General features: G+C 32.5%; 13 protein-coding genes. All 13 read right to left on the bottom strand.

The features are described from left to right. Window position 1: 1 nt before the first annotated feature. Window positions 2-952: a glycosyltransferase PgfS gene (gene pgfS / locus A3I1_RS0102260; RefSeq protein WP_018369704.1), complete on the bottom strand. Its 951-nt coding sequence runs from the start codon at window positions 950-952 to the stop codon at window positions 2-4. A gap of 144 nt (window positions 953-1,096) precedes the next feature. After that, window positions 1,097-2,170: an ABC transporter substrate-binding protein gene (locus A3I1_RS0102265; protein ID WP_018369705.1), complete on the bottom strand. Its 1,074-nt coding sequence runs from the start codon at window positions 2,168-2,170 to the stop codon at window positions 1,097-1,099. Continuing rightward, a complete protein-coding gene (locus A3I1_RS0102270) occupies window positions 2,163-2,939 on the bottom strand; it encodes an ABC transporter permease (protein WP_018369706.1) in 777 nt (258 codons plus the stop codon). Before A3I1_RS0102270 ends, A3I1_RS0102265 begins: the two co-directional genes overlap by 8 nt. Continuing rightward, complete coding sequence (locus A3I1_RS0102275; RefSeq protein WP_018369707.1) at window positions 2,936-3,730, bottom strand: ABC transporter permease; 795 nt, start codon at window positions 3,728-3,730, stop codon at window positions 2,936-2,938. The genes A3I1_RS0102270 and A3I1_RS0102275 overlap by 4 nt, the downstream gene beginning before the upstream one ends. Then, entirely contained in the window at window positions 3,714-4,868 is a 1,155-nt protein-coding gene (locus A3I1_RS0102280; protein WP_018369708.1) for an ABC transporter ATP-binding protein, read from the bottom strand. The genes A3I1_RS0102275 and A3I1_RS0102280 overlap by 17 nt, the downstream gene beginning before the upstream one ends. Before the next feature lie 3 nt (window positions 4,869-4,871). After that, the gene (gene murB, locus A3I1_RS0102285) at window positions 4,872-5,789 is read right to left on the bottom strand and encodes a UDP-N-acetylmuramate dehydrogenase (RefSeq protein ID WP_018369709.1); all 918 of its coding nucleotides are present in this window, start codon (window positions 5,787-5,789) and stop codon (window positions 4,872-4,874) included. A gap of 99 nt (window positions 5,790-5,888) precedes the next feature. Next, complete coding sequence (locus A3I1_RS0102290) at window positions 5,889-7,157, bottom strand: bifunctional folylpolyglutamate synthase/dihydrofolate synthase (protein ID WP_018369710.1); 1,269 nt, start codon at window positions 7,155-7,157, stop codon at window positions 5,889-5,891. A 135-nt stretch (window positions 7,158-7,292) separates the two neighbouring features. Next, window positions 7,293-7,469, bottom strand: coding sequence for a 30S ribosomal protein S21 (gene rpsU, locus A3I1_RS0102295; protein WP_000048058.1), 177 nt, complete (start codon window positions 7,467-7,469; stop codon window positions 7,293-7,295). A gap of 160 nt (window positions 7,470-7,629) precedes the next feature. After that, window positions 7,630-8,076, bottom strand: a complete 447-nt coding sequence (locus tag A3I1_RS0102300; RefSeq protein ID WP_018369711.1) for a GNAT family N-acetyltransferase — start codon at window positions 8,074-8,076, stop codon at window positions 7,630-7,632. 144 nt (window positions 8,077-8,220) lie between these two features. Beyond that, window positions 8,221-9,267: a dTDP-glucose 4,6-dehydratase gene (rfbB, locus tag A3I1_RS0102305; RefSeq protein ID WP_018369712.1), complete on the bottom strand. Its 1,047-nt coding sequence runs from the start codon at window positions 9,265-9,267 to the stop codon at window positions 8,221-8,223. A 30-nt stretch (window positions 9,268-9,297) separates the two neighbouring features. Then, a complete protein-coding gene (locus A3I1_RS0102310; protein WP_018369713.1) occupies window positions 9,298-9,894 on the bottom strand; it encodes a dTDP-4-dehydrorhamnose 3,5-epimerase family protein in 597 nt (198 codons plus the stop codon). Beyond that, window positions 9,894-10,763, bottom strand: a complete 870-nt coding sequence (gene rfbA / locus A3I1_RS0102315; RefSeq protein WP_018369714.1) for a glucose-1-phosphate thymidylyltransferase RfbA — start codon at window positions 10,761-10,763, stop codon at window positions 9,894-9,896. The genes A3I1_RS0102310 and rfbA overlap by 1 nt, the downstream gene beginning before the upstream one ends. A gap of 59 nt (window positions 10,764-10,822) precedes the next feature. Continuing rightward, window positions 10,823-11,926 carry an NAD(P)/FAD-dependent oxidoreductase gene (locus A3I1_RS0102320; protein ID WP_018369715.1) on the bottom strand — a complete coding sequence of 368 codons (1,104 nt, stop codon included), beginning with the start codon at window positions 11,924-11,926 and terminating at the stop codon, window positions 10,823-10,825. Window positions 11,927-11,932 lie beyond the last annotated feature (6 nt).

The following is an 11,932-nucleotide window of genomic DNA, read 5'->3' on the forward strand; positions in this document are numbered from 1 at the left end:
ATTAATCCTTCTTTACTTTTTCAATATTTGTGTCACTGATAATATAATGTGGTCTCTTTTTAACCTCATAGTAAATTTTACCGATATATTCCCCTAGAATACCTATTGAAATTAATTGAACACCACTAAATAAAATAATAGCTGCAATAGTTGTAAAATAGCCACTGACAGCTGTATCAGGATGTTGAATATATCTAATTAATTCAAATAAAAGATATAAAATGGCCAAAGCAATACTAAATAAACCAAATTGGATAGAGATCCTTAAAGGCTTATCATTAAAAGAAATAATTCCTTGGATAGCATAATTAAGAGACTTTCTAAACCCAAATTTACTTTTTCCCTCTTCTCTTACTTGATTTTGATAAGGAATAACTTTTTCTTTAAAACCAATCCATTCATAAAGTCCTTTATTGAAACGATTATATTCAGGAAGAGAAATAAATTTTTTATAGGCTCTTCTACTTAAAAGTCTTAATTCTGATTTACCGTCAGTTAAATGAACATCCATAAGACGGTTGGAGACCATGTAAAATAATTTTGCAAAAATACTACTAAAAGCTGATTCACCATGTCGATTTCTTTGTCCACTAACAATGTCATATCCTTCTTTATAGGCACTAACAAATGAAGGAATTAGACTAGGTGGATGCTGTAAATCGCCATCCATCACCATAGCTGCATCACCAGTTGCATTTTGAAAACCTGAAAGAATACCGCCTTCACGACCAAAATTTCGGCTAAAACGAATAAATTTCACTTTATCATCAGAATCAGCAATAGTTTTCATTAATGGAAAAGTTTTATCTGTGCTACCATCATCAATATAAATTAGCTCATAATCGGAAATTTCTTCATTTTGCATTTTTTTTAGTTGGTCAGAAATTGCTTTATGAGTCTTTTCTATCATTTTTTCTTCATTATAGTAGGTAATAATGATTGATAATTTCATATTTATCTCCAGATATTTAAATCTTTTAGTCATTCTTTTTTATTTATTAATCATTATTTTATCATATTTCTAAAGTATTTTCTATTCTCATAATAATTTATTCAGATAATAGTAACAATAAAAAATAGCCTAATTAAGGCTATTTTATTTACGATACATTTTAAATTGTAGGTATAAATCATTATAAATACCTAGCCATTTTTGTCCTAAATTGTCATAAACTTCTAAGTGAGAAATTGTTTCAGAGTTTGGGTAAAAAGATTGGTTGTTTCTAACTTCTTTATCTAAAAGTTCTTTAGCTTTTTGGTTAGGAGTAGCATAACCAATATAATCAGCATTTTGAGCAGCATTTTTTGGATCAAGCATAAAATTTATAAATGCATAAGCTGCAGCTTCATTTTTTACAGATGATGGGATAACAATATTATCAAACCAAATATTAGAGCCCTCACTTGGAACAACATAACGAAGATTTTCGTTAGCATCAAGCATTTCACTGGCTTCACCTGAAAAAGTAACCCCTATAGCAGCATCTTCTTGGATAAGATAACCTTTCATTTCATCACCAACAATAGCCTTGATATTTGGAGTCAATTCATTAAGTTTTTCAACTACTTGATTAAGTTTATTTTTGTCTTTAGTATTTAGACTGTATGAAAAAGTATTTAAACCAAAACCAATAACTTCTCGAGCACCATCAACAAGCATAATTTCATTTTTATATTCTTTACGCCATAAATCTTCCCAATGTTTAGGTTCTTTTTCAATCATATCAACGTTATAAACGATTCCAACTGTTCCCCAAAAATAAGGAATAGAATAGTCATTGTTAGGATCAAAACTTTTATTTAAAAATTCAAAACCAATATTCTCAAAGCCAGTTATTTTAGATTTATCAAGAGGAATGATTAGCTTTTCTTTTATCATTTTATCAATCATGTAATCACTAGGAACTGCTAAATCATAAGAAGTACCGCCTTGTTTAATTTTGGTATACATGGCTTCATTAGAGTCAAAGGTTTCATACTCAACTTTAATTCCAGTTTCTTTGGTAAATTTTTTTAATAAATCTGGATCAACATAATCACCCCAGTTATAAATCACTAGCTTATTATCATTTTGATTAGCACCAGATTCATGTTTCATGATAAGAGAAACTCCTAAGAGAATACCAATAATAGCTATGATACCAGTCAAAAAAACAGAAAGTTTACGCATGCTTTTCCTCCTTATCTTTTGAAATCATATAATACCCAATTACTAGTAAAATACTAAACAAAAAGACGATTGTAGAAAGAGCGTTTATTTCAAGGGAAATACCCCTTCGTGCTCTTGAATAAATTTCAACAGATAGGGTTGAAAAATTATTGCCAGTAACAAAAAATGTAACGGCAAAATCATCAAGAGAATAGGTAAAAGCCATAAAATAACCAGCAATAATTGCAGGTGTCAAATAGGGAAACATCACTTCTTTCATCATCTGAAATGGTGTAGCACCAAGGTCATAAGCAGCATTAACCATATCCTGATTCATTTCTTTCAACCTTGGTAAAATCATTAAAACAACTATTGGAATAGAAAAAGCAACATGGCTTAAAAGAACTGATGTCATGCTAAGACTAAAGCCAAGATAAGTAAATAAAATGAGAAAACTAGCACCAATCATAACATCAGGAGCCACTATTAATACGTTATTTAGTGATAAGAAAGTAGTTTGATGTTTGAGTCGTTTTTGATAAATCATTATAGCACCAAAAGTACCAATAATGGTTGCGATTAATGCACTTAAAAATGCTAGAAAGAACGTATCAGCTAAAATAATCATTAAACGCTTGTCAGAAAACATGGATGTATAATGGTCCAATGTAAATCCTTTAAAACCATTCATATCCCCTCCACTATTAAATGAAAAGATAATCAAATAAATAATTGGAAGATAAAGAATTAAAAAGGCAAAGGCTAAATAAAGATTTGCAAATTTTTTCATTTTTGTCTCTCCTTTGTCACCCACATTGTTGCCAACATTGCTAAAATAAGAACAACACCGATAGTTGAGCCCATCCCCCAATTATCAGTTGTTAGAAAATGTTGCTCAATTGCAGTACCAAGAGTTATGACGCGATTTCCACCGATAAGCCTTGTTAGCATAAATAAGCTAAGACTTGGAATAAAAACGGCTTGAATTCCACTTCTTACACCACTCATAGAAAGCGGGAAAACAACTTGTCTAAAAGTTAGTACACTACTTGCACCTAAATCTTTACTGGCATTGACAAGATTTGGGTCAATATCATCAAGAGCATTGAAAATTGGTAAAATCATGAAAGGCAATTCAATATAACTTGCAACAAAAATAAATGAAAAATCAGTAAATAAGATTTGTTGTGGACCAATACCAATGAAACTTAAAAAATTATTGATACCACCATGTTGACCAAAAATACCCATAAAGGCATAGGCTTTCAACAATAAGTTAATCCAGGTTGGTAAAACAATAAGCATTAGCCATAATTGCTTATGTTTTAGTTTTGTTAAAATATAGGCAGTTGGATAGCTGATTAAAAAAGTGATTAGAGTAATAATAGCTGCATAAAACAGTGAATTAAGACTCATTTTGAGGTAGGTAGTATTAGAGAAGAATGTTTGATAGTTTGATAAAGTAAATTGTCCTTCAGTATTAAAAAAAGATTGATAAACAATGAGCATAACAGGAGCAACGACAAACAGAATTATCCAAAGAAAGTATGGAACAGAGAAAAAACTAGAGGTTTTCTTCATTTTTTCCTCCTGTAATAGCCTTGATGAGGCCTTCATCATCGTCTTCAGCTTCAACATATTCTTCAATACGTGCATCAAATTCTTCTTCAGTTTCATTAAGTCGCATAATATGAATATCTTCAGGTGTGAAGTCTAAACCAATAATTTCGCCTTCAATTGCTTTTCTTGTAGAGTGAATCATCCACTCATTATCTAAGTCATCATAAGCAATAATTTCATAATGAACACCTCGAAAGAGTTGTGTATCTACTTTAACTTGTAGTTTACCATCTTCTGGTAACGTTATTTGTAAATCTTCTGGACGAATAACAACTTCAACTGGCTCATTAGGTTTCATACCACCATCAACAGCTTCAAAACGTTTACCGTTAAATTCAACCAAATAGTCTTCAACCATAGTGCCAGGAATAATATTAGACTCACCAATAAAGGTTGCAACAAAATGATTAATCGGTTCATCATAAATGTCAACTGGTGTTCCTGACTGAATAATTTCACCTTCATTTATAACAAAAATCCAATCGCTCATCGCAAGCGCTTCTTCTTGGTCATGTGTGACAAAAACAAAAGTGATTCCTAGACGTTGTTGTAACTCTCGCAATTCATACTGCATTTCAGTACGAAGTTTTAAATCGAGGGCTGATAAAGGCTCATCTAATAAAACCACTTTAGGTTCATTAATGATAGCTCTTGCAATAGCAACACGTTGTCTTTGACCGCCTGATAGTTTTTTAATAGAACGATTTTCAAATCCTTCCAAACGAACCATCTTTAAAGCTTCAATAACACGATTTTTAATTTCTTCTTTTTCCACTTTTTTAACTTTTAAAGGAAAGGCAACATTATCAAAAACTGACATATGAGGGAATAAAGCATAGTTTTGAAAAACTGTATGAACATCCCTTTTGTTTGTTGGAACATCATTAATACGTTCACCATCTAGATAAATATCACCACTGCTTGCATCTAGTAAACCTGCAATAATATTTAAAATAGTTGATTTACCACTACCTGATGCACCAAGAAGAGTATAAAATTTTCCTTCTTCAAGTTCAAAATTGATATTTTTTAAAACCTGTGTTTGGCTGTCTTCAAATATTTTACTAACATTTTTGAATTCTATAATTGAATGAGTCAATGGTCATAAATCCTCCATAATCGTTTCTTTTTCCCCGATAATTCGAACTTCGGGTTCTAGCGTAACACCTGAATTTTCTTTTACACGATTGATAACATAGTGTATTAAATCTTCGTAATCTTTTGCTGTTCCATTTAAAATATTAATCATAAAACCAGCATGTTTTTTACTAACTTCAACACCACCAATACGATGTCCTTTAAGTCCTGCTTCCATGATTAATTGGCCTGCGTAATAACCAGGTGGCCGTTTAAAAACAGAACCACATGATGGGTATTCTAAAGGTTGTTTTAGTTGGCGTAAATGGGTTAAACGTTTCATTTCATTATCAATTTGATTGAAATCACCTGGTGCTAAAGCAAACTTAGCAGAAACAACGATAAAACCATTTTCTTGAATTACTGAAGAACGATAACCAAAATTCAAGTCTGACGCCTGAATAGTTTTTTTCTCACCTTCTTTTGTTAAAACCTTAACAGATAGTAGAATGTGAGAAATTTCACCACCATAAGCACCAGCATTCATAAAAACAGCTCCACCAACACTTCCTGGAATACCACAAGCAAATTCAAAACCTGTTAAACTATGAAACTTAGCAATTTTCGTTGTTTCAATGAGATTTGCACCAGCTTCAGCCTCGATTACATAACCACTAACCGTTACAAGATTTAAACGGTCAAACATAATCACAAAACCACGAATGCCACCATCTCTGACAATGATATTGCTAGCATTTCCCAAGACTTGGTAAGGAATTGAATGTGTATTTGCGAAGCGAACAATTTTTTCTAGCTCTATTTGATTTCTTGGAAAAGCTAAATAATCAACTTCTCCACCAACTTTAGTATAGGTATAGTTTTTTAGAGGTTCGTCAAACCGAATATCAAAACCTATTAAAGTTTTAAGTATTTTTTCTTTCATAATAATCTCTTTTTCGTTTTTTTAATAACAAAAGTTATTAATTCTCATTATATCAAACTTTATTATCTTTTTCGATAGTGTCGTGAAGAGTTTAAATGTTTAAATCTCTAAGTTATCATTACCAGTAGTTAAAAAATGTCTAACTTGCGAGATAAAATAGAGTGAGCCGGTAATAACAAATAAATCATCTTCTTTTGCTGATTTTACTCTTTCTAACCAAGTGTGATAGTCTACTACTCTTTGATAACTAGATGGATAAGCATCAAGAGCAAGAGCGTTGTAAAATTTAAAACTAGTCACAGTAATATCTTCAAAAATAGATAGTTGTTTAAGCATACCATCAACAGGTTTCGTATCAATCACAGCAAACAAGATGTGAATTTTTCTATCTTTATAATGTTTTTTTAAAACAGACACTAAGGCTGATACACTTTCATTGTTATGAGCGCCATCAATCAAGATATTATTTTTTATTAATTCTGTTCTACCAGCCCATTTACTAATTGATAAACTTTTTTTAATGCTTTTTTCAGTGACATTAGGATAATAGTCTTTTAATAATAAAGAAGTTATAACAGCTAAACTAGCATTGCTAACCTGATGTTGACCATTCATTGCTAACGAAATATTGGCTAGAGTGTGATTTTTCCAAGAAAAGTCAAAGACATCACTGGTTCCAAAAGCTTTAAAGTCTTTGTTTAACTCGTAAACTGGACTGTTTGTTTCTTTAGCCTTATGATAAAAAACAGCTTTAACGTCTTCATGTTCAGAAGAAAAAATGAAAGGCACGTTTTCTTTTAACACACCGGCTTTATGTTGTGCAATTTCTTGATAAGTTTGACCTAAAATAGCCTGATGATCTAAACCTATAGATGTTGCAATAACTACCAAAGGGTTAAAAACATTGGTCGAGTCATGTAATCCCCCAAGTCCAGCTTCAATGATAGCAATATCAACCGGATTAATTTTGCCAAAATAAAGAAACATTAAAATGGTGATAACCTCAAATTCAGTTGCCTCTTCCAGTTCAGTTTCTTTAGGAAGTCGTTCAATAACAGGTTTTGCAATCGTGACAAGCTTTAGAAAATCTTCTTCTGAAATCATTTGGCCATTAATGCTAATACGTTCTCTAAAATGTTCTAGTGCAGGTGAGACAAAGGTTCCCACTTTGTAGCCAGCATCACTAAAAATATCTTTTAAATAATTAACGGTAGAGCCTTTACCATTTGTTCCAACAACATGAATACCTTTCACCAAATTTTGAGGATTTCCTAGTTCATTTAAGACCCATTGCATCCTTTTAATGCCTGGTTTAATGCCAAATCTAAGTCTTCCATGTATCCATGAAACGGCTTCATTATAATTCATTTTACTATCCTTGAATCTTTTATTGATATTTACAAAAATATGATTACGTAATCAGTCTTTTGATAAAAAAAGACTACTAAGGGTTTTGTAACTTAGTAATCTTGTTTACTGATGTAAGCAAAGCTTAATCATTTATTAGAATTTCTTACGTTTACGAGCTGCTTCTGATTTACGTTTACGCTTAACAGAAGGTTTTTCATAGAATTCACGTTTACGTGATTCTTGAAGAGTACCAGCTTTAGTAACAGAACGTTTGAAACGACGAAGAGCATCGTCAAGTGATTCATTCTTACGCACTACTGTTTTTGACATTATTTTCACTCCCCTCAATTTCAAAGTAACATTTTCACGTTCTTAGTCATTATACTTGAATTCCTTAGACCGGTCAAGCTTTTTACAGTAGTTTTTTACTTTTATGTTTAATTTTTTAATAACAAGTCAAATTATTTTCAAGAATTCCATAAAGAATGTGCTATAGCTTTAGAATGGCAACAATTTCATCACCGTCTCTCTCTTCAATTTCATAAAATCCATTTTTTTGATATAACTGACGAGCAACAGTGTTATTAACCTCATAGGATAACCAACAGAACTCTGCTTTTCCACATGGAAATTGACGAATTTCTTGCAATGCTAACTTTAAAGCTTTTTTACCATAACCCTTTCCTTGAACATTTTTATCAATCATTAACCGCCATAGATGATATTGTTTTTTAGCAATTTTTGGTGCAGTTTCCCAATAAGCATTATCATAACCAAACATTAAAAATCCGACAGGTTTGTCATTATCATAAATACCAAAAGTAAAAACCTCTCTTCTTTCTTCTTTAGCAATATATGCTTCTGCTAAGCTGAGAAGATTAGTGGCTACGAAATTTTTTTGATCATCACTAACTTCTAATGAAATAATGTCAAACATGTTGTGACTATCTACATTTTTAGGAAAACCATTTTTATACCTAATAACTTTCTTTTCTGGAAACTAATATTTTTTTAACTGTTCGTTTACTATCAATTAAATGGTTGATAAAACCCATCAATTAGTCATTGACAGGTTTTATTATTATTTAATCACTTTTTGTGTTTTAGCGTACTTAGCTTCTACAGCTTCTTTCTCAGCTTTCCACCAGTCTTCATTATCAGTATACCACTTAATAGTATCTTCTAACCCTTGACTAAAATTGGTAAATTCTGGTGTCCAGCCAAGTTCTTCACGTAATTTTGTTGAATCAATGGCATAACGTAAGTCGTGTCCTGCACGGTCAGTGACATGCTCATAGGCATCTTTAGGTTGTCCCATTTTTTCAAGAATTAATTCCAAGACTTCCTTATTATTTTTTTCACCATCAGCACCAATCAAGTAAGTTTCGCCGATACGACCTTTGGTTAAAATAGCCCAAACACCAGTTGAGTGGTCATTGGTGTGAATCCAATCACGAACATTTTTTCCTTCACCATATAATTTAGGTTTAATGCCACTTAAAATATTAGTGATTTGACGAGGAATAAATTTCTCAATGTGTTGGTATGGTCCATAGTTATTAGAGCAGTTTGAAATAGTTGCTTTAACACCAAAAGAACGAACCCAAGCCTTTACAATCAAATCTGATGCTGCTTTTGTTGATGAATAAGGTGAACTTGGATTGTAGTTGGTTTCAGCAGTGAATTTTTCACCTGGTCCATCACCATGCCCTGGTAAGTCTTCACGAAGTGGCAAATCGCCATAAACTTCATCTGTAGAAACATGATGGAAACGAATATCGTATTTGCGAGCTGCTTCAAGTAGAGTGTAAGTACCAATAAAGTTTGTATAAACAAATGGACTTGGGTCATTAAGTGAATTGTCATTGTGGCTTTCAGCCGCATAGTGAACAATAGCATCAGCTTTACTAGCTAACTTATCAACTAATTCAGCATCTGAAATATCTCCTACAACCAGTTCAACACGGTTTCCAAGAATCGATTTAATGTTGTTTTCATTTCCAGCATAAGTTAATTTATCTAAAACGGTAATGTGAACATCTGGGTGATTGTTATAAACATAGTGAACGAAGTTTGAGCCAATAAACCCTGCTCCTCCTGTCACAATGATATTTTTGAAATCTGACATGTTTTTAAATTCTCCTTAGTAATTTCAATACTATTGTAAATCTTCTTTTTTCAAAGGTTTAACATCTTTTAACATAGGATGATTTTTATCTGCCTCAGATACTTCTGCTTCTTCTAAATTCTCCCATGAAATAGCAAGATTAGGGTCAGCATAGTTGACAAAAGCATATTTTGGTTTTAATTCAAGTGCCCAATAATCATTGACTAAATAACTGTATGAAACAGTATCAGATAGAACTTGAAAACCATTAGCAACACCACGTGGAACAAAGATCCCTTTTGAAGCGTCTATAACTGTCTGATAAACATGACCAAACGTATCACCTTCTCTTAGATCAACCCATGTGCCTAAAACTTTACCATCATCTGCTACTGAAATGTATTTATCCCATGGTTCTGCATGTAAACCACGAAGAACATGTTTTCTTGAAAAAGAAACATTATTTTGTAATTTCCCAGCTTTGAAAAAACTTTCAGGAAAACCTAAAGGTAGCATTTTTTCCTTTTGAAAATTCTCTTTAAACCAACCTCTGTTATCACCATGAACAGGAATATCAAACTCAATAAGACCAGGAATACTGTCAATTTTACGGGCAGATAAGGTTTTACCAAAAAAATCTTCTGACATTAAGCTTCTCCAATCAAACGTAATAAATATTGCCCATACTCATTTTTCTTAAGGGCTTGAGCAAGATCACTAACCTGTTTTTTTGTTATATAACCCATTCGATAAGCAATTTCTTCTAAGTTGGCGACTTGAACATTTTGAAGCCTTTGTACGGTTTCAATATATTGGGCAGCTTCTAGAAGACTCTCATGAGTACCTGTATCTAACCAAGCAAAACCACGGCCCATAAGTTCTACAGATAAATCACCACGTTCTAGATAAGCCTTATTAACATCGGTAATTTCTAACTCGCCTCTTGCAGAAGGTTTAATACCCTTAGCAATTTCAACGACATCGTTATCATAAAAGTATAGACCAGTTACAGCATAATTTGATCTTGGTTTCTCTGGTTTTTCTTCAATAGAAATGGCATTCATATTGTCGTCAAATTCAACGACACCAAATCTTTCTGGATCTTTAACATGATAACCAAAAACAGTTGCACCAGTTTTTTTTGTTGCAGCTCTTTGAAGCATTTTTGTCAATCCAGCCCCATGATAAATATTGTCACCAAGAATAAGAGCAACACTATCATCCCCAATAAATTCTTCACCAATAATGAATGCTTGTGCTAGTCCATCTGGACTAGGTTGAACTGCATAAGATAATGAGATTCCAAACTCAGAGCCATCACCTAATAACTCTTCAAAACGAGGAAGGTCTACTGGAGTTGAAATAATGAGGATATCCTTTATTCCTGCCAACATCAAAGTTGATAGTGGATAATAAATCATTGGTTTGTCATAAATTGGCATGAGTTGTTTTGAAGCAGCTCTTGTTAGTGGATACAAACGTGTTCCTGACCCACCAGCTAAGATAATACCTTTCATAATAGACTCCTTTGTCGTTTATTCATTCTATATTCTACCATTATTTATTATTATTGTCATTAGTCTTCCATTTTTTGAATGTATTTTCCAATAGGATAATCTGTCAACTCTAGATCTAAAGACATGCCTAAAACTAATTGAAAAAGTTGATAAGCAATTAGGGGACCAGTTGTTAAACCAGATGATCCAAGACCACTTGCAGCAAAAACATTTGGAAGTTTAGGGACTGGACCAAAAAAAGGTAAGAAGTCGCTGGTGTAAGCTCTTGTTCCAACTCTTATAGCAGTTTTATTAGCTTCATTTAATACAACAAAATAATTTAAGGATTCTTTTTCGATAACATTAAGAATGCTGGGATTTTCTGTCAAATCATACCCCATTTCGTTTTCATGACTGGCCCCAACACTAACTTTACCATCAAAGAATGGAATAATATCAGTTTCACCTTCAGGCATTAAAACAGGATAGTGGGTAAACTTTTTTTTTGAAAAATAATAATCTTTTAGTTGTCCTTTTTGAGGTCTAACATCCACACGATAACCAAGAGGATTAAGGATTTCAGGAAGCCAAGCACCACAAGCTAAGATAATCTTGTCAAATACCATACCATCAATGATGTATTGATGATTATCTAATTTTTTCAAGTTTATTTTTTTTCGAATAATAGTCAGTTGACTAATTGATTGAAGTGTTTTAACCAGTTTTCCTCCATCAACTCTAGCACCGCCAGAAGCAAATAAGGTTTTTTCAAAGCCAGATAAGTAAGGGTATTCCTCCTTTAGGTCTTTATAAGACTTTAAGGCTATTTTTCCAATTAAAGGTGCTTCTTGCTTTCTAGTTTTAGCTAGTTCAAAAAGTTCTTCTAGTTTTTCTTCTTTTTTCTTAAATAAAAAGACTCCTGATTGTTGATAGAAGTCATTTTTAAGCCCATCATTTTCTAAGTCTTTTAGTAATTTCTGGTAAAAATCAGCTCCTAGACATGCCATTTTATACCAAGCTTTATTGCGTCTTTTAGAGAACCAAGGACTAATAATACCTGCAGCTGCCCTCGTTGCTTGCCCAACGCCATCGTCAAATAAAACAACGCTAATATCTTTTTCTTTAGCGAGATAATAGGCCGCTGTCGAGCCGACTATCCCACCACCAATAATGGCAATCTTCATAATAAA

Origin of the sequence: Streptococcus marimammalium DSM 18627, assembly GCF_000380045.1 — a bacterium.
GTDB classification, from domain to species: domain Bacteria; phylum Bacillota; class Bacilli; order Lactobacillales; family Streptococcaceae; genus Streptococcus; species Streptococcus marimammalium.